The sequence below is a fragment of the Corallincola luteus genome (genome assembly GCF_004336975.1).
Taxonomy (GTDB): Bacteria; Pseudomonadota; Gammaproteobacteria; order Enterobacterales; family Neiellaceae; genus Corallincola; species Corallincola holothuriorum.
The window spans coordinates 1,380,846-1,402,236 of the sequence record NZ_SJXE01000001.1; the positions used below are offsets into that span (position 1 = coordinate 1,380,846).

The following is a 21,391-nucleotide window of genomic DNA, read 5'->3' on the forward strand; positions in this document are numbered from 1 at the left end:
TGATGCGTGAATAACAGACAAGCGCTGCGGCAGTTGAAGTTGCTAAGGGATTGATCTGGTTAAAAGGAAGAGTCTGGCAGGGTGAGAAATTCCAGTTCCTCTTGGCTGCTGTTTCGGCCTAAAGTCGCATTGCGGTGAGGGTAGCGTCCAAAACGTTCAATGATAGCTTTATGTTGCAGCTCTGAGTGTAAGTTGCGTTCTAAGCCAGGCTGAGAAAACAGAACGACCGCTTTCTCATGCGCCGATATCGATTCACTGTGCATAAACGGCATATAGATAAATGCCCGTTGATTGATCGGCAAGGTTTTGTCTGCCCCGCAGTGAACAGCCTGTTCTGCGAGGGCAAGTGCTTGTGGATCCTGGGCAAAGGCTTGTGCTGTGTTGCGCCAGATATTTCGCGAGAATTGATCTAACAAAATGATTTCCGCCAAGCGACCTTGTGGGTCGCTACGCCAATGATCAAGTTGCTTTTCGATCGCTAACTCGAGTAACGGCAAAAAACGTTGCTCAACGATGCGATCAAACGATTCGGACTTTTGCCACCATTGTATTGGTTCGCATTCGTTAAACCAAAAATTGGTGACAGCATTGAACTCATCGCGGGCCATAGGTTAGATCCCGTCAGGGCGTTCGTAACAGTATTTCACTGCGTCAGCGAGCAGTTGCAATGCGGTTTGTTCACAAGGAGCGAGTTGCGCATCTGTTTGTTTTAAAGGTGTTACTCGCTGACCCCAGCGGATCAGGGCTGATGCCCAGGTCAATCCGGCGCCAAATGCGGCTGTTAGTATCTTATCACCCGGTTTAATCCGTCCTTGCTCCAGCGCTTCGCAGAGAGCAATGGGCACTGTTGCAGCGGAGGTATTGCCGTAATTCTCTATGTTTACGAAAGCTTTTTCCTGCGGCACATCCATCTGCTGACACAGTGCTTCAATGATTCGCTTATTGGCTTGATGAGGGATGACAATATCAATATCGTCTTGGTTCCAACCTTCTCGTGCCATCACGGTTTGTGCCGCACCACACATCCCCTTAACTGCACGTTTAAATATTTCTCGACCAACGAAGTTGAAATCAAAGTAGCCGTTATTTTGATCGAATCTATCCATGGCTGAGCCAAAGTTTGGGATTGCTAATATGTCTCTGCCTTCGGCATCACAACCTAATTGAGATTGTTGTAATCCTAATGGTTCATCCGTCTCTCTAAGAACCACTGCACCTGCGCCGTCGCCAAATAACACTGCAGTGTCTCGTTGGCTCCAATCTAACAAGAATGACAGCCGTTCGGCACCGATGACCAGAGCGTGTTTGTAAGCACCGCCTTGGATCATGCGAGTCGCTAATTCTAAGCAGTAAACGAAACCGGTACAGGCAGCATTCACATCCATTGACGCAGCGTTAATCGCACCTAACTGGCGTTGTACCTTGGAGGCGATATTGGGCACTAAGGTATCAGGGCTGGCGGTCGCTATGATGATGAGGTCGATCTGATCCGCGGATATGTCGGCGGCAGCAATGGCTTGTCGTGCTGCTTGTTCGGCAAGATCGGAAGTGTGCACATGACTGATACGCCGGGCAGCAATGCCTGTTCTGCTTCGGATCCACTCATCAGAGGTTTCCATAAAGCTACTCAGATCATCATTAGTCAATTCCGCTGGAGGTAAGCACTTACCCCATCCAACAATTTCTGCGTATGTCATAGCATCTCGTTTGTCTGATCACATCTCACTCTATTCTTGCACATCCAGCAGGAACAATGCACGAGGGCGCGGTGGTACTCTGTGATCAACACCTCGTACCAGTTGTTGTTAGTGATAGCAAAGCGTCTATTTGTTGACTACTTTTAGAAGGAGTAAATTGTCTCTTGAGTGAGGGAAAGGCGATGGATTTAACAAATTGTCATGCATTTGATCCTAATATCTTGTTGGGTATTGTGAATGAGAAGCTCCGCTTAGAGTGCACTGATGTCGGGGACCTTAGCAGCTGTTATGACATGAACGCAGAGTCGGTGAGCGACCGATTGGCGGAGATAGGTTATCAGTATGACCCATTGACGAATCAGTTTAAGGCCCGTTAACTGATGACGGTCGATTTCTTCCATCAAAAAAGGCGCTTAAAGCGCCTTTTTTGATTTTCAATTGCGACTTAACAATTGAAGTTATGATAGACCGGCGTATAGATTTCGTAATCTACTTTGACGCGCTTTAAACCGTATTTTTTGGCGTGTTTGCTGGAGCCAATCTTCTCTACTTTGTCACTGCCGGTCCACTCCATGATGGGATCTCCGGCAGATTTTGCGTAAACGTAAAATGCTTTTTCTTTTGTGCTTGCGACGTAAGCGCTTTCGCCACCGTCTAATTGCCGCCATCCGCTTGTCACCCATTCCCCGTTTAGGTTTTTGTAGTTGATCGCAGCATAAACAGGAAAGCGGCACTCGTTCACGAGATGGACATTATGATACTTCTCATGTTGGAAGCTATGAACCATGGTTTGATCGTCTTCAATACCGTTTTTCCAGCCTATCAGACGTTCGCGCAGGTTATTGTCGAATGGGGTGGCAAAGTTATGACTCATGGTACCAACAGAAAACAGCCCCACAGCGTAGTACTTGTCATCGAAATCTTTGACGTAGGCAACGGCGCCACTCATGCCGGGGCTGGTATCACATTTATGTACTAGGGTATCGCCCATCGGGGAGTGGTCTTCATCCCATGAGCTTTGGCAGTGGGTTGTCCACTGTGTGTGTAGTGTTTTGTCGGAAGGGTAGCCGGTTAAATGGATGTAGGGGGCTAGGCTCTTTTGATCAACCGTTTTTAGCTCCATAAAACCAATACGCTTGGCGACTGGGCGGTCCAATTCCGCAATCGCGATGTCGAGATCTAATGCATCAGTGAGGAAAGAGTGAAATTCAGCATTAGATTGCGCGTTGTACTTAGCGAGTGCGACAGGCTTAAGCTTCTTGGCTTGGCGTATATAACGCTTGTCAACATAGGCACGCTTAATCTGGTAGACACCAAAGGGGCCATGGGCACTACCATTTTTACCTGGAATAAAGTACGGGTTGCGTTTCCATTGCTTGTTTTCCTGCACGTCAAAGAGACAGTGAGCAGCCGTGACTACATGGGTCTTGTCAATCAGTGTTGCAGTGCAGGTAGCTTTATCGGCCTGTATTAGGCCTATTGCGCGGTAAGGGTACACGTGGGTGCTGACAACGTGTGAACGTTCATCGCTCCCTATCACTTCAGCACCTAGTTGGGCGCTTGTCACTACTGTCAGCGCCAAAAGCGCACTGGTGAGTAACTTTTTCAACGTGTATACAACCTCTTGAAATGTTCCATAAATAGTAGCATCTGCTTAACCGGATACAACATCTTGTGTCCCAAGCTGTGATCTAGTCGAAGATTTGCTCATTTCGTTGGTATCTTAGCATGTTTAGGCGAAGCTTTTTTCCTGTTTTTTCTCGTGTAGAACTTTTTTAACGGCGCCTTTCGCTTGTCGAAAATCGTTTGCGTGGGTACAGCAACATCATTCAGTGATTATAGGGCCAAGGTTATCAGGTTTTTTCAAATATGTCTGAATGAGCATAGCTTGTTAATTATTTTTATTTATTATGTTTTTTATTAATTAATTGATTATAAATTAAACTGGTTTTTCATGCTGTGATTTATAGGTTTAAGTTAACTGTTTAATTTTTTTTGTTGTGAATGTAAAATTTTCTGTGGTTGTTGTTTTTGAAGTTATATATACATTGTTCCGCTGCCTTTGTTTTATTTGACCTTCTTCTCATAATTATTCTCTTCCTGTTTATAAATGAACTTTCTATTTTAATGTTCACCGCGAGTTATTGATGTTCTAACCCTCTTGGTTAGTTTTAATACGAAAGGAAGTAATTATGAAAAAAATAAATAGTAAAATCCTTCCATTAGCCTCTGCGGTGGCCATGGCTGTTATCTCTTCACATGCTGCGGCCATTGAATTTCATGGTTATGGGCGTGCGGGACTTTCCACTACCACCAATGGTGGTGACCAAGCGTGTTTTGGCAGTGGTGGCGGGGGCCACTGGGTAGGGCGGTTGGGTGACGAGTGTGATACTTATATGGAGATTGGATTAGGGCAGGAAGTATACAACCGAGATGGTGTTACTTTTAAAGTGGAAAGTATGATCTCCTATCGCCAGTTTAATCAGGGCAATGATTATCAGAGTGTTGCCGGTGAAAAAGCCGGAGATTCTAATTCTTGGAGTGGAGGTGATACCGCATTACGCCAATTAAATGTACAAGCAACAGGACTATTTGATTTCGCTCCAGAATCCACATTGTGGATGGGTAAACGATTTTATCAACGTAAAGATGTCCATATTATGGATCTATATTACGTAAATAACTCGGGTTACGGTGTCGGTCTTGAAGGCATTGGTATTGGTCCGGGTAAACTATCACTTGCTTGGACTCAGATGGATTCTGAAGATGCTAGTTTAATATTAGATGGCGTTGAGATTGATGAGCCAACAAATGACCGAGCCAATGTTCAGCACAATAAATTGGATGTACGTTATGCAGGCATTCCTTTGTGGGGAAGTGCACAGTTAGAGTTGATAGGTATTTATGGTTGGACAGACTTCACTGACGACCAGGAAGACGCTAATGATTATTTAGATAAGCAAGATGATGACGGCATGTTCTTCACGGCTGAAGTGAGTCATGCATTGATGGGCGGATTCAATAAGGTTGTATTCCAGTACTCCACGGATGCATTGGCTGAGTCAGGTTGGGGCAACCATGGTGGTGGTAACGTCTGGCATGATGGTTGGACCGAAGCATCTGAAAAAACATTCCGTATTCTGGATTGGGGTGTGGTGAAACTGCATCAAGATGTGGATTTAGGCTATGCCTTCCTCTACCAAAAAGCCGATCAGAATGGTATGTCAGCCAATGGGCGGGATGAAAAAGAGCGCGTCAGTGCGGTTCTTCGTCCGAGCTATAAGTGGAATAACTATACCAAGACAACCCTTGAACTGGGTTATGATCGCGTGAAACAGGGGCATTGGGCCGATGATGAGCGTGGTCGTGACCTTGATAGTGGTGTCGATCTGTACAAAGTCGTTGTTGCTCAAGAATTCACTGCAGGTCGCGGTTTCTTTGCTCGTCCCGCACTGCGTTTGTACGCCGGCTCATTTTGGGGTGACCAAGCGAAGAATAACTATTTCTTAGACCGTGAGCCAGATGATGGTCACACCGGGACTAGTGATTACAACGGTATCGATGGCGAAGTCCGCTTCGGTGCACAGGTAGAAGCCTGGTGGTAAGCGAAACCTTCGTTGAGAAAACCCACACTCTGAGTGCCAATTAGAGTGTTTTGATTTTAGTCATATATATTATTTGCCAAGTGTTTTGGTGGCCTGGTGACTTTCACCGGGCTTTTTTATTGCTGAAATCGGTATCAAGCCCCTGTTCTAGGGTCGCTGCGTTGAACTAATCTTACTACTGGCTTATCCAACTCTTTACTGAGGTATGACTCTGAACATGATTGGAGGCAGCTTGGCATTTGGGCATTTAACTCAATATTTTATGGCATTCATTGTCAGCTTGAGTCTGTTGCTTAGCAGTGCGGATCTGTTTGCTGCGGCAAAGGCGCGCCCGCCGATAACATCCTCTAAATATCCGGTTAAGCTGAAGCCTTTCTGGGCCAAGCCAATGTCACAGCGTATTTTACCCAGCACCAAGCCAGACTATAAGCCTTATGATCCTTATGCCTATGGCTCTAAGGAGAGTAAACAAAGGGAGCCTTTGCTCGTACCGCGGGGCGATGCCGCCAGAACAGGACAGGATTTAGATTTGAATCTGTTACGGCCAATAGAGATTCAGCCGAGAGTGTATCCCTGTGCGGATGGCTATGAATACAACCCCGCTTCGTTGCGCTGTCAGCCGACCCCATGATCTGATTACTGTTGAACGTGTAGCGGCATAAAAAAACCACCTTGCGGTGGTTTTTTTGGCTCGGATTGGTTATTCGGAGCTATTTATGGCGTTCCTGCAGTTTTGCCGATACATCAGCCAGGCATAACTCTTCCTGTTGCAGTAGCACTAACAGGTGATAAATCAGATCGGCGCTTTCGCTAATCAGCTCTTCTTTATCATGGACGGTGGCCGCTAAAGCTGTTTCTACACCTTCTTCGCCAACCTTCTGTGCGATACGCTTAGTGCCTTTAGCATACAGGCTGGCAGTGTAACTGGAGCCGGGATCGGCACCTTTGCGAGAAGCAATCACTTTTTCCAACTGGCCGATAAAGCTTAATGTTGGTTGCTGCTTTGGTGTCCAACAGGTTTCAGTACCTAGGTGACAGGTAGGGCCGTTCGGGCGTGCTAAGACGAGCAGAGTGTCATTGTCACAATCGGCAGAGATCTCTATCAGATCGAGAAAGTTGCCTGAGCTTTCACCCTTGGTCCACAAGCGCTGTTTGCTTCGCGAGAAGAATGTGACTTGCTGGCTATCGACAGTTTTCTGCAAGGCATCTTTATTCATGTAGCCAAGCATCAAAACTTTACCCGTGTCGATATCTTGAACCACGGCGGGCATTAAGCCATCTACTTTTTCCCAGGCCAGGGCATCAAACTGTTGTTGATCCAACATGGTTATTCCTTAATTTATATATCTTCGTTGCCTGACGACTCAGGGACGGATGACGATACCTTGATCTCGTAAATAGCCTTTTAGATCCTGAATATCAATGACCGCTTTGTGGAACACGCTGGCCGCGAGAGCACCATCAACGTCTGCTTGTTGAAATACGTCGCTGAAGTGTTCGATAGCGCCGGCACCGCCGGAGGCAATTAACGGCACATCACAGGCCGCACGCACTCTGGCTAACTGAGCGATATCATAGCCCTGGCGTACACCGTCTTGGTTCATGCAGTTAAGTACGATTTCACCTGCGCCGCGCTTCTGTACTTCTTGTACCCAATCGACGGTTTGCCAGCTGGTTTTCTGAGTACGGCTTTCGTCGCCTGTGAACTGATAGACCTCGTATTGACCACTCTCTTTGTTGAAGTAGCTATCAATACCAACCACAACGCACTGTTTACCGAAAGCGGCTTCCAGATCGCTGATCAGTGTTGGATCTGCCAATGCCGGTGAGTTGACTGAGATCTTGTCTGCGCCATTCAGTAAGATACGGCGTGCATCATCCACACTCTTGATGCCACCAGCGACGCAAAACGGAATATCGATCACTTCGGCAACGCGTGTCACCCAGCTTTTATCAACGACCCGAGCGTCAGATGATGCGGTGATATCGTAAAATACCAGCTCGTCAGCGCCTGCTTCAGCATAACGCTGTGCTAAGGGCACAATATCACCGATGATTTCGTGGTTACGGAACTGAACGCCTTTGACTACCTTACCGTCACGAACATCTAGGCAGGGGATTATGCGTCTTGCCAGCATTGGAATGCCTCCTCTGCGGTGAATTTGCCTTCAAGCAGCGCACGACCAACGATCACGCCAGCAACACCTGTGGGACCAAGATCGGCAATATCACTTAATCCGCCGATGCCGCCAGAGCTCTGCCAGGCAATATCAGGGTATTTGGCTGTCATCTCTGTGTAGAGCGCGACATTTGAACCTTGCAAAGTGCCGTCACGGCTGATGTCTGTACAAAGTACATGCTTGAGCCCTGCGGCTTGATAGTGCTCAATCAGTTGTTCCAGAGTCATGGCTGAGCTTTCTTGCCAGCCTGAAATGGCGACATGTTTATTGCCCGCGTCATCGATGTTGATATCCAGTGCTAACACGATGTGTTCAGGGCCATACTTGCGCATCCATTCGGCGACTAGCGCTGGCTGTTTAACCGCCAGTGAGCCGATGACGACTCGTTGAGCGCCGATATTCAACAGTTGCTTGACGTCTTCTTCGGAACGGATCCCGCCGCCTACCTGGATCTTGGCGTCCGTTTTATCAATCAGTTCGGCAATCGTGGTGAGCTGACGGGCACTGGTGTCTTTGGCGCCATCAAGATCAACAAGATGTAACCACTCTGCGCCAGCGGCCTGATAAAGCTGAAACTGTTCTACAGGATTAAAACTGTAAGTGGTCTTTTGTGCGTAGTCGCCTTGATATAAGCGGACAACTTCGCCGTTGATGAGGTCTAATGCTGGGATGATCATCCGTTACATCTCCAAAAAGTTTTTGATCAATTGCGCGCCGGCTTTAGCTGAGCGTTCCGGGTGGAACTGCACGCCAAAGAAGTTATTGCGGCTAATCGAAGCTGAAAACGGCTGGCCATATTCGCTGCTCGCGGCGGTGTAGTCACCAACGGGAACGGCAAAGCTATGTACAAAGTAGAAATAGGTGCCGTTCGGAATATCTTTAAAAAGAGGGTGCCCCTCATTTGGCGTTATCGCATTCCAACCCATATGCGGCAGACGTAAGCCGTTACCGCCCTCTAGTGCCGCCACTTCGGTCGGTACTAAATCAAGGCAAGCCACATCCCCTTCCGCTGAGTGAGATGCCATTAATTGCATGCCTAAGCATATTCCAAGGACCGGCTGAGTAAGTTGCTGGACGAGCGCAACTAAGTCCCGTTGCTGGATATTTTTCATCGCTTCCGAAGCGCTTCCAACACCGGGCAGAAACACTTTGTCTGCATTTTTTATGGTGTCGTGATCTGCTGAAACTTCGACGGCATAGCCTAAACGCTGCACGGCAAATTTTACTGATGCGATATTGGCGCAGCCCGTATCAATAATAACGACTTTTTGCGCGGTATTAACTGTGGTCATTAAAGCACCCCTTTGCTGCTCGGCAACGCATCACCGCTGACAGTGATCGCCTGCCTGAGGGTGCGACCAAAGGCTTTGAATAACCCTTCGACTTGGTGGTGACAGTTACCTTCTCCCACTTTTAGGTGCAGTGTTGCTAACAAGGTATCGCTGAGCGAACGGAAGAAGTGAGGCACCATCTCGGTCGCTAACTCTCCCACTTGCTCACGGCTGAAGTCGCCTTCAAAAACAAAATAGGGACGACCGGAGAGATCCATGGTGCAACTGGCTTCCAGTTCATCCATCGGCAGTACAAAACCAAAGCGGCCAATGCCACGCTTATCTCCAAGCGCTTGCTTCAGTGCTGCGCCAAGCGCCAACGCACAATCTTCAACGCTGTGGTGGTCGTCAATATGCAGGTCACCATCACAACTGAGCTTCATCTGAAACCCACCGTGCGTGGCTATCTGTTCCAACATATGGTCGAAGAAGCCAACGCCAGTGCCAAATTCATTGTCACCTTGCTTGTCGAGGTTCACTTCGACGCGGATATTGGTTTCGCGAGTTTTGCGTTCGACACACGCGGTGCGTGACTGGTTCAGTAACTGATCCACAATATGGGTCCAGTTCAATGTCTCTGGATGATAGCGTAGGCCATCAAGCCCCATGTTCTCTGCCAGCGCCATGTCGGTTTCTCGGTCGCCAATCACGTAACTGTTGGTGAAGTCTACGCGACCTTCTTTCAGATATGGTTTGACCAAGCCCAGCTTAGGTTTGCGGCAGCTGCAGTTGTCTTCATCGAAGTGAGGACAGATAAGTACGTCATCCCACTTTACGCCTTGGCTTTCGAACAGCTCCATCATCTTATTATGGGGTAGGTCGAAATCTGCTTGCGGATAGCTGTCAGTGCCTAAACCATCCTGATTAGTGACCATCACCAGCTTGTAGCCAGCGGCTTGCAGCTTTAATAGTGATGGGATCACCAGTGGTTCGAAAACCAGCTTTTCCAATGTGTCGACCTGGAAATCTGTTGGGGGTTCGACGATAAGGGTACCGTCGCGGTCAATAAACAGGATCTTTTCGGCGCTCATGCTGCCTCCTTCAAAAACACCCGTAAAGCAGCAAGGGTACGTTCCATCTCTTGCTGACTGCCGATAGTGACACGGACACAGCCGTCGAGTTTCATCTGTTTGCTTTGATCGCGCAGGATTATTCCCGCATCCATCGCTGCTTTCATGCAGGCGCTCGGATCCTGAGTCTTAATCATCACAAAGTTACCCGCAGACGGCCAAGCATCAGCACCTAACGCCTTAAGGGCTTCAACAAAATGCTGTTTATAGCCATTTAGCTCTGCAACCTGCGATGCCATCCGTTCTAACCCTGCCGTAGAGAGTGTTTGTGCGGCCACTTGGGCAACGGGCTCTGGCACAGGGTAGGGGGCAATCACTTTACTGATTTGCTGAATGATATCTGCTGAAGCCAAGGTGAAACCACAGCGCAACCCCGCTAAACCAAACGCTTTTGACAGGGTTCTTAAGATAACCAGATGAGGGTAATCGTTGAGCAGATCCTGCATTGAGGTATCCGCAGCGAACTCGATATACGCTTCGTCGACCACCACCAAGGCTTTGTCTGCGAACAGATCCAGCAGGGTTAGCAAGCGGTCTCTTTCAAGCAAGTGACCGGTTGGGTTATTGGGTGAGCAAAGAAACACCAGTTTGACCCCATCCGCTTGTGCCTTGATGGCATCAACATCAGGCTGGAATACCTCATCGACGACTACTTTGACCACTTCAACTGCATTGGTTTCGGCGCTAATGGCGTACATGCCATAGGTTGGCGGACAGATAAGGACTTTGTCTTTGCCTGGATCGCAAAAGGTACGGATCAGTAATTCGATCCCTTCATCTGCGCCGCGAGTGCAGAGCACTTGGTCAGCGTTTAAGCCGGTATATTCAGCATAGCCATCTATTACTGCCGCGGGCTGGAACTCTGGATAGCGATTAAAGCGACTACAATCCAAATTGAATTCGCTGCTGTAAGGGTTTTCATTGGCATTGAGCCAAACATCGCCATTGCCACCAATGCGGCGAGCGCTTTCGTAAGGTACCAAGTCTTTTAAACTTGGGCGGATAAGCTTTTCACCCAGGCTCATGATAGGCCCTCCAAAAATTCAGTGCGGATGGTCACTGCGCGTTTGTGTGCATCTAACCCTTCAGCATCGGCAATTCGGGTGACACACGGAGCCAACTGACTCAGGCCATCGGCGGTGAGTTCTTGTACAGTAAAGCGCTTCGAGAAGTCGCTGAGGCTTAAGCTGGAGTAGGTGCGTACATAGCCGTACGTGGGTAATACGTGATTAGTACCACTGGCATAGTCACCGACAGACTCAGGGGACCAATCACCCAAGAACACGGAACCCGCGTGTTGAATATCATTGAGCAGCGCTCTCGGTTCACGGGTCTGGATAATCAGATGCTCAGGGCCGTATTGATTACTGATCGCCACCGCTTGGGTAAGATCGTGACAGATGATAATGACAGAGTTAGCGATGGCCTTCGCTGCTGTATCTTCACGACTGAGTTCGGCAAGTTGCTGCTGTACCGCTGCAGAAACCGCCGCGGCCATGGCGTCACACGGCGTGACTAGAACCACTTGGCTATCGGCACCATGCTCGGCTTGCGATAGCAGATCGGCTGCGACAAAGTCTGGGTTCGCTTCTTCGTCTGCGATCACCAACACTTCTGATGGACCCGCTGGCATGTCGATGGCTGCACCATCGTGGTTCTGACTCACCTGGCGTTTCGCTTCGGTGACATAGCTGTTGCCTGGACCAAAAATCTTATCAACCTTGGCGATGGATTCAGTGCCATAGGCAAGTGCTGCGATCGCTTGTGCACCACCCAAAGAGTACACCTCGTCTACACCACAAAGCTTTGCTGCATAGAGTATTTCTGGCGCAATCGAAGGGGGTGAGACCAGAACTGTACGACGACAACCCGCGATTTTGGCCGGAATGGCCAACATCATTACCGTAGACACCAATGGTGCCGTGCCGCCGGGGATGTATAAGCCGACAGACTCTATTGGACGGGAGACCATTTCGCAGCGCACACCAGGTTGGGTTTCAACATCAAGGGCGGTTGGACGTTGCGCTTCGTGAAATGCATGAATATTGTCACAGGCCTGTTGGATCGCTTGTTTCAGCGATTCATCGACTTGCTCTGCCGCTGCGTTGATCTCTGCTGCACTGACTTTGATTGAATCCAGCTTTACGCCATCAAAATTTTCAGTCAGCTGTTTCAGCGCTTGGTCACCATGACGACGTACCTTGCTTAATACCTGTTCCACGGCATCGTGGATCTGGTCGCCAGCATTTATCGCTGGGCGCGATAATGCTTCGGCTTGATCTCTTACTGATAGTTGATCCCAATACACTGTACGCATCAGGCTTACTCCATCATTTTCTCAATCGGGAGCACGAGGATTGAGCTACAACCCAAGGCTTTTAACTGTTCCATGGTTTCCCAGAACAGGTTTTCAGTACTGACAACGTGGATAGCAACGTTTTCGTCATCGTGAGCCAGCGGCATCACTGTTGGGTGTTCTGCGGGCAGCAGTTCGGTAATGGTATCCAGCTTATCTTTTGGCGCGTGCAGCATGATGTACTTTGTCTCTTTGGCCTGCATGACGCCTTGCATACGGGTCAGGAGCTTATCCAGTAACGCTTGCTTGTCATCACCAAAATCACCGCCGCGGCGTATTAAGCGAGCTTGTGAACGATAGATGACATCAGTTTCTACCAAGCCATTAGCTTCTAACGTGGCGCCTGTAGAGACTAAATCACAGATCGCATCTGCCAGTCCCGCGCGAGGAGCAACTTCGACCGAGCCGCTTAACAAGCAAACATCAAAATTGATCCCTTTCTCGTCAAAGTAACGACGTAGCAGTTCAGGGTAGGTGGTAGCGATACGCAAGCCCGCGAGTGACTCCGGCCCTTGGTAATCGAACTCTTTGTCGACAGCAAGAGAGAGCCTACAGCCGCCGAAGGCCATTTTTTGCAGTGGTACATAATCACATTTTTCATTGGCGCGCTGTCGCATTAGCAACTCTTCTTCCAACACGTTCTCGCCAACGATGCCAAGATCACAGACGCCATCCATGATCAGTCCCGGAATGTCATCATCACGTACGCGTAACAAATCAATCGGTGCATTTTCAACATGAGCGATTAGGCTTTCCCCTTTCATGTTGATTTTCAGGCCGCAGGCCTTCAGCAGAGCTTTTGATTCGTCGCTTAGGCGACCCTTTTTTTGAATCGCGATGCGTAAGCGCGTGTTGTCAGTCATCTGTTTTTCCTTGTCCAAAATTAAAAAACCCTCGGTGCGATGCATTCCGAGGGTTGTATGTCTGGTGTGACCGCCGGAGGGCATCTATATAGCCTCCAGCGAACAATCTTCCTGAAAGGCTAATGTTCGTGATGATGGTGATGATGGATCACTGCTTTCAGAAATAAAGTCATGGAAATATCCGTGTCTGTCATGATTGGTTAAAACCGCGCCTAAGCAGGCACTAATTTGATGTGCTCAAGCTAACCAAGGCGGCGTTGGATTTCAAGTGTTTTTTGTGATTAAAAGCAGAATAAAGTGCATAAAGATGCATTTTTAATGATTTTCAATGCGAAATTGATTCGGTGGAACGATTTCCTGGCTCCTAGTTTACAGCGATAGATCAAGAGTAACGCTATAAAAACTTAAGTTTTTCTCAAAATTGACGATAATTTAATCAATGAAGGCGTAGTGGAGGCGCTTGTAATGAGTCAGGATCTATTGATTCCTTTCATTCCCAATATTAACTACACACAACCGATGACTAAGAGTGGGTTGACGGTTAGTCGCGTTAGCAAGCGGCCAATATCTAATAGGGATGAAGAGTCGCGCACCGAATCTGAGCAGATGGAAAATCTTACCTATCTTGATGCTCTGAAAGAGAAGATGCGCGACGCCCACCAGAATAGAACGATTGCATATGAGTTTGGCGATATGGAAGAGGGTGAAGAGGTTGAGCCAGGCAAAAGCATGCTAGCTGAAGCTATCGAAAGGGTGTTAAGTGGTCAAATAGAACAGAGGGTAACGCCTGCTAAAAGTAAAAAAAGTCATTCAACATCCACACCTGAAATATCGCCGCGCAAGCATTTAGATGTTTTTGCCTGAATCTATGTAACCTACTGTAGTTATTGCTAATAATTGTGTAAAATTTATTCGTAGACAAAGAATTACCAACCAATCTCATACTTTTGCTGATTCAGTCTTTACAACTTTTTAACAACCAATAGGGTGTCAGGCATCATAACCTCAGTGATTGGACTTGAGTGATGCGCCTCGTTGTTTTCATTATCCTGACCCTCCCCTTTTTCAGCGTGCAAGCGGGCCTTGAAGAGCTAAAACAGAGTATTTCCATATTTCATGAAGCCCGTGACAATTTTGAATATGTTACAGACCAAGATAACGAAGTTCGTATTTACACCGATATTGAGAGTGGCTTCTCTGGCGATTGTGAAGATTTTGCTTACTCGTTAGCGATGAAAATTGGTGGCACCGTTTGGTTTACCTTCAATGAGAAGAAACAAGCTCATGCGGTGGTACTCTCCGAAAGCGGCTTCGTTTTTGATAATGAGAAAGAGTGGCCAATGCGACACGACGTGTATCCAAATAAGCTGTTGTTCAAACTTAGATTTAGCCACTTTGATACGGTTCTTTTAGATGGCGAGTTGATTAAGTCTCAGAGCTGATTTGGCGATAAATCCACTTGGGGCGGCGGCCTATCTCACGTAGAATATCTCTATCTCCTCTTTAGAGTTCAGAACTTGCATCCTATTACCCGCTTTTTCCAGTCTGACAGCCCCCTTTCTAAGGCTATTGATGGTTTTTCACCGCGTGAGTCGCAACGTAAAATGGCCGAAGCGATCGGCGAAACCATTGATGCTAAAGGGCAGTTGATTATTGAAGCTGGGACTGGCACAGGTAAAACGTTTGCTTATTTGGTGCCTGCGATTGAATCGGAAAAAAAGGTGATTTTATCGACGGGTACCAAGGCGTTACAGGAGCAGTTGTTCCATCGTGATCTACCTCTGATCCGTGATGCATTGGCAAAGCCCTTGGATATTGCGCTGCTAAAGGGACGCGCTAACTATTTGTGCAGTTATCGCTTGGAGCAGCACCTTTTTCAGCAGTCAGAAATTCGCGATCCAGTGCTTATTGATGAGTTGGTAAGGGTCAAACGCTGGAGTAACGAGACGGAAAATGGTGATATCGGTGAACTGGCTGACATTGCAGAAGACAGCCGGGCGCTACCTTATGTCACTAGCACCGTAGATAATTGCCTCGGCAAAGACTGTCCAGACTTTCAAAAGTGTTATCTCACTAAAGCGCGTAAAAAAGCCAAGGATGCGGATTTGGTGGTGGTTAATCATCATCTGTTCCTCGCTGATATGGTGCTTAAAGACGTTGGCTTTGGTGAGCTGATCCCCGATGCCCAGCTTGTTGTTTTTGATGAAGCGCACCAGCTTCCTGACATCGCGGCCAGTTATTTCGGTGAAACCGTTTCTAGTCGCCAGATTGTTGAACTAGCTAAGGATCTACGGCGTGTCTATCTGACCGAATTAAAAGATATGAAGCAGTTAGGCAAGGCGGCTGACATGATGGAGAAAGCAGCTGCTGACCTCAGGCTGCAATTCGGTGTAGACCCAGAACGAGGCAATTGGCGCGTGAAGAGTCAAGATGCTGGCGTGGAGATGGGGGTTGAGCGGTTAATTGATGCTATCGGTTTTGGTTATGATGTGATGAAACTGGCAGTGGGTCGCAGTAAAGAACTGGATGTACTGTTTGAGCGAGGAGCCAGTTATAAGTCGGCACTGGCTAAGATCTGCAATGTGAATGAGCTGGGTTATAGCTATTGGTATGAAACCACCAAGCGTCATGTCTCCCTGCATATTACGCCGCTGAATGTGGCAGAGCGTTTCAGCCAACACATGGGTGCACTAAAAGCCAGTTGGGTATTTACTTCGGCAACGCTGCAGGTCGGAGATAGTTTTGAACATTTCAGCGAACAGTTAGGGCTTAAAGATGCCAGAACCTTGTTTTTGCCTAGTCCGTTTGATTATCCAACCCAATCCCTCCTTTATGTGCCGCGTAAGCTTGCTGAGCCTGGCCCTAAGCTACAGGCGAAGGATCTTTTGCTAGCAGCTTTACCGCAAATTCAAGCCAGTGGAGGCCGCTGTTTTTTTCTGTTCACCAGTTATCGCATGATGAACCAAATTGCTGATCTATTACCCGAACTGGTTGATTTTCCGGTGTTGGTGCAGGGGACAGCGCCTAAGCGTTTGTTGCTGGAAGAATTTGTCGCTGCTGGAAATGCCGTGTTGTTGGCAACAGCAAGTTTTTGGGAAGGGGTTGATGTCCGTGGCGACGCATTAAGCTGCGTCATTATTGATAAATTGCCGTTTGCCGCCCCTGATGAGCCTTTGCTGCAAGCACGTATAGAAGACTGCCGCCTCAGAGGTGGAGATCCTTTTATGGAAGTTCAACTTCCCCAGGCCGTGTTAACCTTGAAACAGGGCGCAGGTAGATTAATCCGTGATATTCATGATAAAGGGGTGCTGATGATCTGTGATGGTCGTTTGGTATCTCGACGTTACGGTCAGGTTTTCTTGGCGAGTTTACCACCGATGCCCCGCACTAGGTGCGAGGACAAAGCAAGCCAGTTTTTGCGTCAATTAGGCACCGAGGAAGGCGAGACTGAGAGTGAGTTGCAGGCATAGCTGTTACTCAACGCCTCTAGTTATGTGCATTAGTTAATACAAGTTTTAATTGTTTGGAAAAAGTATTCGTGAGTATGACAAGCCGTAAGATCCTAGCTTTAGATGCATGCACAGAAGTTTGCTCGGCAGCCATTTTGGATGGCGACCAGGTTATTGAACGTGAGTGCTTTGCGCCCCGTGAACATAGTCAACGTTTGTTGCCCATGGTGGATGAGCTATTAGCCGAGGCTGGTTACGGTATCCGTGACATGGATGCCATTGCATTTGGCCGTGGTCCAGGCAGCTTTACTGGCGTGCGTATCTGCGTTGGGTTTGCCCAAGGTTTAGCTTTGGGGGCTGACTTGCCAATGATTGGCGTTTCCACGTTAGAAGCGATGGCGTTACAGGCCAATCAGCAGCACCAAGTGAGCAAGGTGATTGCGGCGATTGATGCCCGTATGTCGGAAATCTATGTGGCAGCTTATGAGGTTGAGCAGGGGAACTGTCGGCCGGTATGGTCCGAAAAAGTGATTAAACCAGAGGTGTTGCTTCAGCAAGACCCGCTGCATGGCCATTGGTGTGGTGTCGGTTCTGGGTGGCAAACTTATGGCTCATCTCTGGTTGAATTAGCTGAACAGGTCGATATCAGTGAGCGGGTGTTGTTTCCAAACGCAGCCAGCATGGCGCGCTTGGCGCTGCCAAGGTTAGTTAACGGTGAGCTGCAGGATTGTGCGGAGGTTGAACCTATCTACCTTCGCAGTGAAGTGACCTGGCAGAAACTGCCAGGGCGCTAGCAACTTCACGAGAGAAGCTTGAAACGTGCCCGAAAAGCTGTTTTATTTAGTCTGTGACCGTTAATTCAGTTGTGGAACGTGCAGATATCATCAATTAATCCATTTTTCGCTTATTCGGGACCAGCGGTACCGAAGACGGCGAGTGGAAATGAAACCAAGGCATCGGTGTCGTCTGCCGCTGCCGACGTAGCCCCTGTGGGCAGCACGCAAGGTGCTTCTGTCGCCGATCAACAACAGCTCGCGCTAAGCTTACTGCAGGCGCAGGCGACCAGTTATGACCAACCCAGTTCAAAAAATCTACGAGCAGTAGATGTGTACCAAGATATTGATTCAACGCCTCAACGAGAGCAGTTGAGCAGTATGCTTGGTATCGACCTATACGCCTAATCAGGCAATAAAAAATAATAAATACAATACTCCGAGGGAAAGCTTCATGATCACCAGATTCAATCGAGTTACAGTTGCGGCGTTGTTAACTTCAGTTAGTCTTGGCTTTTCGGCCAATGTTCTGGCTGATGAAACCACCCCCGCGTCTGGCTATGAAAAGCTGCAAGAGATTGCCGATGACAGTCGTCGCAGTGAGAAAAATCGAGCTAGAAATCAATATCGTCACCCAGTAGAAACGCTCGCTTTTTTCGGTTTAAAGCCTGATATGACAGTCGTCGAACTATGGCCTGGCGGCGGGTGGTATACAGAAATACTGGCGCCGTACTTGAAAGACAAAGGTCAGTTAATTGCAGCAAGTTTTCAGATTGATGGTATTGATGAAGATAACCGTCGCCAAGCCTATCGCGCCAAAGTTGGAAAGGCATATAGAGAAAAGCTGGACACCAATGCTGAGTGGTGGGGAGGCGTGAAAGAAACGACTTTGGCACCACCGGCAACGCTAAGCATTGCGCCTGCGAACTCTGCAGACATGGTATTGACCTTCCGTAATCTCCACAATTGGGAGATGAATGGTGAGTTAGAGATGGTATTCAAAGCTGCATTTGATGCGCTAAAGTCGGGTGGTGTGTTTGGTGTGGTGGAGCATCGTTCTGCACCAGCGGAAGATGATAAAGCGCGAGCAAAGTCTGGTTATGTCAGTCAGGAGCGAACCATTGCGGCGGCGCAGAAAGCCGGCTTTGTATTGGTTGAACAATCGGAAGTGAATGCTAATCCTGCAGATATCAAAGATTATCCAAAGGGAGTGTGGACGTTGCCACCATCACTGGCCATGGGTGACGAAGACCGCGCCAAGTATGAGGCGATCGGTGAAAGTGATCGTATGACGCTGAAATTCGTCAAACAGCCATAAGGTGTCATTGTTTGATTTATGAACATCAACTGAATGTAGAGGGTCGCCTTATCGCGGCCCTTTCTACATCTGCGTCGGTGCCGGATAATCCACTGCTTTGTCTACACGGTTGGTTAGACAACGCAGCGAGCTTTATTCCAATGATGCAGGCGGCTCCTTCATTGCCTTGGTTAGCAATAGATTGGCCCGGACATGGTGGTTCCGCACACCGTGAAGGACATTACCATTTAGTTGATTACGTCGATGATCTGTATGGGGTGCAGCGCCTGTTTGACAGCAAACTTTCGATAGTTGGCCATAGCTTAGGTGGATTGGTGGCCTCTATTTATGCTGGCAGTTTTCCCGAAAAAGTGAGGCGCTTGGTGTCTATTGAAGCGGTTGGTCCTATGGCATGGCCTGCCGAGAGTGCCCCGCAGATCTTGCGTAAAGCGATGATTAGTCGGCGTAAACAAGCGGTAACGAAGCGTTGTTACTATTCGCTTGTTGATGCTGTAGCGGCGCGGATGGCGGCGCAAGCCTGTTTGCCTAGAGAAGCCGCAGAGTTGTTGGTTGAGCGAAATTTGATAAAGGACGGCGGGCGTTGGTATTGGCGCTCAGATCCCAAGCTTAGAACGCTATCACCATTGCGTATAACCTCCGAACAGGCGGAAGCTTGGGTAAGAGCGATTCGCTGCCCTACATTGATCATTGAGGGGCAAAGTGGCTTTCAAGAGGTAAAATTGGCCATCCATGAGCGTTTGGGTTGGTTTGCCGATGCCCGGCATAAGCAACTTGTTGGAGGGCATCACCTACATATGGAAAGGGGAGGTGATACGGTAGAGCTAATCGGTGATTTTGTTTAAGCAGATGCCTTAAATTTGTACTAAAATGTGGCCTGGAGCAAATACTTTAAACGCGCGTTTTATATTCTGACTCGTTCGATGCATACTTGCTCGGATAAGGTGTTAGCCAGCGACCCTGCCTGTTTGTGCTAATACAGCTAAAATCATAATTAATGGTGTCTTAAACACCTGTAGAGAAGGAGAAGCCTGTGGAGAAGGTTTGGCTGAAACGTTACCCGAAAGGGGTTTCTGAATTTATCGATCCTGACCACTACTCATCCCTACTTGATATTTTTGAAGAGGCGTTTGGCTCGTTTGCTGATCAGCCTGCTTTTATCAATATGGGTGAAACGATGACTTATCGTCATCTCGAGGAACAATCGCGGGCTTTTGCCGCCTACCTGCAACAAGACTTGGGGCTGAAGAAAGGTGAGCGTGTTGCGGTTATGATGCCCAACCTGTTGCAATACCCAATTGCTTTGTGTGGCATTCTTCGCGCTGGTTTAGTTGTCGTTAACGTTAATCCTCTCTACACGCCGCGTGAGCTTAAACATCAGCTGACCGATTCCGGTACCAAGGTCATCATTATTCTGTCTAACTTTGCGCATACATTAGAGCAGATTGTGGCTGAAACGCCGGTAGAGCATGTGATCCTTACCAAACTTGGTGATCAGCTCAGTGCACCCAAACGTACTTTAGTTAACTTTGTTGTTCGCTACGTAAAACGTATGGTGCCGAAATACAATTTGCCCGGTGCTTTGTCTTTGCGTCATGCGCTCGCGCGTGGCAAGTACATGCAGTACATCAAGCCTGAGCTGACTGGGGATGACCTGGCCTTTTTGCAATATACCGGTGGTACCACCGGGGTAGCAAAGGGCGCCATGCTGACCCACCGCAATATGGTAGCGAATTTAGAACAAGTATCTGAGGTGATAGGTCCCTTGCTGGAGAAAGGCAAAGAGTTTGTCGTGACGGCGTTGCCGCTTTACCACATCTTTGCGCTGACAGCGAACATGCTGACCTTTATGAAGCTGGGCGCGAAAAACCTGTTGATTACTAATCCCCGTGATATGCCTAACTTTGTTAAAGAGCTGGGAAAATATCCATTTACAGTGATCACCGGGGTAAATACTTTATTTAACGGCCTGCTGAATACCGAAGGTTTTTCCGACTTAGACTTCTCAAAAATGCGCCTCTCTTTGGGCGGTGGTATGGCAGTGCAACGTGCAGTCGCAGACAAATGGCAGCAAGAGACAGGTAAGCCATTGCTTGAAGGATATGGGCTGACCGAGTGCGCGCCTTTAGTTACGGTCTCGCCGTATGATTGCACCGGGTTTAGCGGCACGATTGGTTTGCCCGCACCTTCAACAGAAGTGCGAGTTGTTGATGATGAGGGTAAAGAGCAACCGATTGGTGCACCTGGAGAGCTACAGGTTAAAGGCCCGCAGGTGATGAAAGGCTACTGGCAGCGGCCTGAGGCTACCGCTGAAGTGATGCACGATGGCTGGTTTTGTACTGGGGATATAGCAACGGCTGATGATGAAGGTTTTTTCCGGATTGTTGATCGGAAGAAAGATATGATTCTGGTGAGTGGCTTTAACGTATTTCCAAATGAAATTGAAGATGTGGTGGCGCTGCATACGGATGTATTGGAGTGCGCCGCTATTGGTATTCCCCACGAGGTGAGTGGGGAGATAGTAAAACTGTTTATTGTGCGAAAAAATGAAGCATTGCGGCAGGAAGAGATACTTAAGCATTGCCGGAAGAATTTGACCGCCTACAAGATCCCAAAAATCATCGAATTTAGGGATGAACTGCCAAAGAGTAATGTGGGTAAGATTTTACGCAGAGAATTGCGTGACGAAGAGGTTAAATCCGCTTAATCGCTTTATCCCAAGGCGTTGCCCCGTTAACATTGGGGCATCGCC

Annotated in this window: 22 protein-coding genes; 11 read left to right on the plus strand and 11 right to left on the minus strand. The window is 48.2% G+C overall.

Going from position 1 to position 21,391, the window contains the following annotated elements; all coding sequences use genetic code 11:
- Positions 1–59: 59 nt before the first annotated feature.
- Together EZV61_RS06145 and EZV61_RS06150 are read right to left on the minus strand one after the other, a co-directional pair.
- Complete coding sequence (locus tag EZV61_RS06145) at positions 60–608, minus strand: DUF924 family protein (RefSeq protein ID WP_131414640.1); 549 nt, start codon at positions 606–608, stop codon at positions 60–62.
- Positions 609–611: 3 nt separating this feature from the next.
- Complete coding sequence (locus EZV61_RS06150) at positions 612–1,697, minus strand: ketoacyl-ACP synthase III (protein ID WP_130565950.1); 1,086 nt, start codon at positions 1,695–1,697, stop codon at positions 612–614.
- Between the two features lie 182 nt (positions 1,698–1,879).
- Here EZV61_RS06150 and EZV61_RS06155 point away from each other — a divergent pair, with 182 nt between their 5' ends.
- Complete coding sequence (locus EZV61_RS06155) at positions 1,880–2,074, plus strand: DUF4250 domain-containing protein (protein ID WP_130565949.1); 195 nt, start codon at positions 1,880–1,882, stop codon at positions 2,072–2,074.
- A gap of 68 nt (positions 2,075–2,142) precedes the next feature.
- Here the strand turns inward: EZV61_RS06155 and EZV61_RS06160 are convergent, their stop codons facing one another.
- Positions 2,143–3,306 (minus strand): trypsin-like serine protease, encoded by a 1,164-nt coding sequence (locus tag EZV61_RS06160; protein WP_114337852.1) that lies wholly within the window; start codon positions 3,304–3,306, stop codon positions 2,143–2,145.
- 583 nt (positions 3,307–3,889) lie between these two features.
- Here EZV61_RS06160 and lamB point away from each other — a divergent pair.
- Positions 3,890–5,302 (plus strand): maltoporin LamB, encoded by a 1,413-nt coding sequence (gene lamB / locus EZV61_RS06165; RefSeq protein ID WP_131414641.1) that lies wholly within the window; start codon positions 3,890–3,892, stop codon positions 5,300–5,302.
- 205 nt (positions 5,303–5,507) lie between these two features.
- On the plus strand, positions 5,508–5,933 hold the full coding sequence (locus EZV61_RS06170; protein WP_131414642.1) for a hypothetical protein: 426 nt from the start codon (positions 5,508–5,510) through the stop codon (positions 5,931–5,933).
- 79 nt (positions 5,934–6,012) lie between these two features.
- Here the strand turns inward: EZV61_RS06170 and hisIE are convergent, their stop codons facing one another.
- From hisIE to hisG, 8 genes are read right to left on the minus strand one after another with little or no spacing between them, the layout of a single operon-like run.
- Complete coding sequence (hisIE, locus tag EZV61_RS06175; protein WP_131414643.1) at positions 6,013–6,627, minus strand: bifunctional phosphoribosyl-AMP cyclohydrolase/phosphoribosyl-ATP diphosphatase HisIE; 615 nt, start codon at positions 6,625–6,627, stop codon at positions 6,013–6,015.
- Positions 6,628–6,666: 39 nt separating this feature from the next.
- The gene (gene hisF / locus EZV61_RS06180; RefSeq protein WP_131414644.1) at positions 6,667–7,440 is read right to left on the minus strand and encodes an imidazole glycerol phosphate synthase subunit HisF; all 774 of its coding nucleotides are present in this window, start codon (positions 7,438–7,440) and stop codon (positions 6,667–6,669) included.
- Positions 7,422–8,159 (minus strand): 1-(5-phosphoribosyl)-5-[(5-phosphoribosylamino)methylideneamino]imidazole-4-carboxamide isomerase, encoded by a 738-nt coding sequence (gene hisA, locus EZV61_RS06185; RefSeq protein WP_131414645.1) that lies wholly within the window; start codon positions 8,157–8,159, stop codon positions 7,422–7,424. The genes hisF and hisA overlap by 19 nt, the downstream gene beginning before the upstream one ends.
- Positions 8,160–8,162: 3 nt before the next feature.
- Positions 8,163–8,774 carry an imidazole glycerol phosphate synthase subunit HisH gene (gene hisH / locus EZV61_RS06190; RefSeq protein ID WP_131414646.1) on the minus strand — a complete coding sequence of 204 codons (612 nt, stop codon included), beginning with the start codon at positions 8,772–8,774 and terminating at the stop codon, positions 8,163–8,165.
- Complete coding sequence (hisB, locus tag EZV61_RS06195) at positions 8,774–9,844, minus strand: bifunctional histidinol-phosphatase/imidazoleglycerol-phosphate dehydratase HisB (protein ID WP_131414647.1); 1,071 nt, start codon at positions 9,842–9,844, stop codon at positions 8,774–8,776. The genes hisH and hisB overlap by 1 nt, the downstream gene beginning before the upstream one ends.
- On the minus strand, positions 9,841–10,908 hold the full coding sequence (gene hisC / locus EZV61_RS06200; protein ID WP_131414648.1) for a histidinol-phosphate transaminase: 1,068 nt from the start codon (positions 10,906–10,908) through the stop codon (positions 9,841–9,843). The genes hisB and hisC overlap by 4 nt, the downstream gene beginning before the upstream one ends.
- Positions 10,905–12,200: a histidinol dehydrogenase gene (gene hisD / locus EZV61_RS06205; RefSeq protein WP_131414649.1), complete on the minus strand. Its 1,296-nt coding sequence runs from the start codon at positions 12,198–12,200 to the stop codon at positions 10,905–10,907. Before hisD ends, hisC begins: the two co-directional genes overlap by 4 nt.
- Positions 12,201–12,205: 5 nt before the next feature.
- Positions 12,206–13,102 (minus strand): ATP phosphoribosyltransferase, encoded by an 897-nt coding sequence (gene hisG, locus EZV61_RS06210; protein WP_114337862.1) that lies wholly within the window; start codon positions 13,100–13,102, stop codon positions 12,206–12,208.
- Between the two features lie 465 nt (positions 13,103–13,567).
- Between hisG and EZV61_RS06215 the strand changes: the two genes are divergently transcribed.
- From EZV61_RS06215 to fadD, 8 genes are all read left to right on the plus strand, one after another.
- Positions 13,568–13,966, plus strand: a complete 399-nt coding sequence (locus EZV61_RS06215; protein WP_130565941.1) for a hypothetical protein — start codon at positions 13,568–13,570, stop codon at positions 13,964–13,966.
- A gap of 161 nt (positions 13,967–14,127) precedes the next feature.
- Positions 14,128–14,544: a hypothetical protein gene (locus EZV61_RS06220; RefSeq protein WP_131414650.1), complete on the plus strand. Its 417-nt coding sequence runs from the start codon at positions 14,128–14,130 to the stop codon at positions 14,542–14,544.
- A gap of 75 nt (positions 14,545–14,619) precedes the next feature.
- On the plus strand, positions 14,620–16,572 hold the full coding sequence (locus EZV61_RS06225) for a DNA repair helicase YoaA (RefSeq protein WP_240695154.1): 1,953 nt from the start codon (positions 14,620–14,622) through the stop codon (positions 16,570–16,572).
- A gap of 74 nt (positions 16,573–16,646) precedes the next feature.
- Entirely contained in the window at positions 16,647–17,345 is a 699-nt protein-coding gene (gene tsaB, locus EZV61_RS06230; protein WP_131414729.1) for a tRNA (adenosine(37)-N6)-threonylcarbamoyltransferase complex dimerization subunit type 1 TsaB, read from the plus strand.
- Between the two features lie 78 nt (positions 17,346–17,423).
- Positions 17,424–17,732 carry a hypothetical protein gene (locus EZV61_RS06235; protein ID WP_130565939.1) on the plus strand — a complete coding sequence of 103 codons (309 nt, stop codon included), beginning with the start codon at positions 17,424–17,426 and terminating at the stop codon, positions 17,730–17,732.
- Between the two features lie 46 nt (positions 17,733–17,778).
- A complete protein-coding gene (locus EZV61_RS06240; RefSeq protein ID WP_130565938.1) occupies positions 17,779–18,642 on the plus strand; it encodes a class I SAM-dependent methyltransferase in 864 nt (287 codons plus the stop codon).
- An 11-nt stretch (positions 18,643–18,653) separates the two neighbouring features.
- Positions 18,654–19,484: an alpha/beta fold hydrolase gene (locus EZV61_RS06245; protein ID WP_165569543.1), complete on the plus strand. Its 831-nt coding sequence runs from the start codon at positions 18,654–18,656 to the stop codon at positions 19,482–19,484.
- Positions 19,485–19,672: 188 nt separating this feature from the next.
- Positions 19,673–21,346 (plus strand): long-chain-fatty-acid--CoA ligase FadD, encoded by a 1,674-nt coding sequence (fadD, locus tag EZV61_RS06250; protein ID WP_131414652.1) that lies wholly within the window; start codon positions 19,673–19,675, stop codon positions 21,344–21,346.
- Positions 21,347–21,391: the final 45 nt, after the last annotated feature.

What these genes read in the sequence shown, in the direction of transcription:
- hisC (WP_131414648.1), bottom strand. Translation starts at nt 10,908, where the DNA reads ATGAGCCTGGGTGAAAAGCTTATCCGCCCAAGTTTAAAAGACTTGGTA.
- EZV61_RS06155 (WP_130565949.1), top strand. Translation starts at nt 1,880, where the DNA reads ATGGATTTAACAAATTGTCATGCATTTGATCCTAATATCTTGTTGGGT.
- EZV61_RS06215 (WP_130565941.1), top strand. Translation starts at nt 13,568, where the DNA reads ATGAGTCAGGATCTATTGATTCCTTTCATTCCCAATATTAACTACACA.
- hisH (WP_131414646.1), bottom strand. Translation starts at nt 8,774, where the DNA reads ATGACCACAGTTAATACCGCGCAAAAAGTCGTTATTATTGATACGGGC.
- hisD (WP_131414649.1), bottom strand. Translation starts at nt 12,200, where the DNA reads ATGCGTACAGTGTATTGGGATCAACTATCAGTAAGAGATCAAGCCGAA.
- hisIE (WP_131414643.1), bottom strand. Translation starts at nt 6,627, where the DNA reads ATGTTGGATCAACAACAGTTTGATGCCCTGGCCTGGGAAAAAGTAGAT.
- EZV61_RS06170 (WP_131414642.1), top strand. Translation starts at nt 5,508, where the DNA reads ATGACTCTGAACATGATTGGAGGCAGCTTGGCATTTGGGCATTTAACT.
- hisG (WP_114337862.1), bottom strand. Translation starts at nt 13,102, where the DNA reads ATGACTGACAACACGCGCTTACGCATCGCGATTCAAAAAAAGGGTCGC.
- lamB (WP_131414641.1), top strand. Translation starts at nt 3,890, where the DNA reads ATGAAAAAAATAAATAGTAAAATCCTTCCATTAGCCTCTGCGGTGGCC.
- EZV61_RS06240 (WP_130565938.1), top strand. Translation starts at nt 17,779, where the DNA reads ATGATCACCAGATTCAATCGAGTTACAGTTGCGGCGTTGTTAACTTCA.
- EZV61_RS06220 (WP_131414650.1), top strand. Translation starts at nt 14,128, where the DNA reads ATGCGCCTCGTTGTTTTCATTATCCTGACCCTCCCCTTTTTCAGCGTG.
- EZV61_RS06145 (WP_131414640.1), bottom strand. Translation starts at nt 608, where the DNA reads ATGGCCCGCGATGAGTTCAATGCTGTCACCAATTTTTGGTTTAACGAA.
- hisF (WP_131414644.1), bottom strand. Translation starts at nt 7,440, where the DNA reads ATGCTGGCAAGACGCATAATCCCCTGCCTAGATGTTCGTGACGGTAAG.
- hisA (WP_131414645.1), bottom strand. Translation starts at nt 8,159, where the DNA reads ATGATCATCCCAGCATTAGACCTCATCAACGGCGAAGTTGTCCGCTTA.
- hisB (WP_131414647.1), bottom strand. Translation starts at nt 9,844, where the DNA reads ATGAGCGCCGAAAAGATCCTGTTTATTGACCGCGACGGTACCCTTATC.
- tsaB (WP_131414729.1), top strand. Translation starts at nt 16,647, where the DNA reads ATGACAAGCCGTAAGATCCTAGCTTTAGATGCATGCACAGAAGTTTGC.
- EZV61_RS06150 (WP_130565950.1), bottom strand. Translation starts at nt 1,697, where the DNA reads ATGACATACGCAGAAATTGTTGGATGGGGTAAGTGCTTACCTCCAGCG.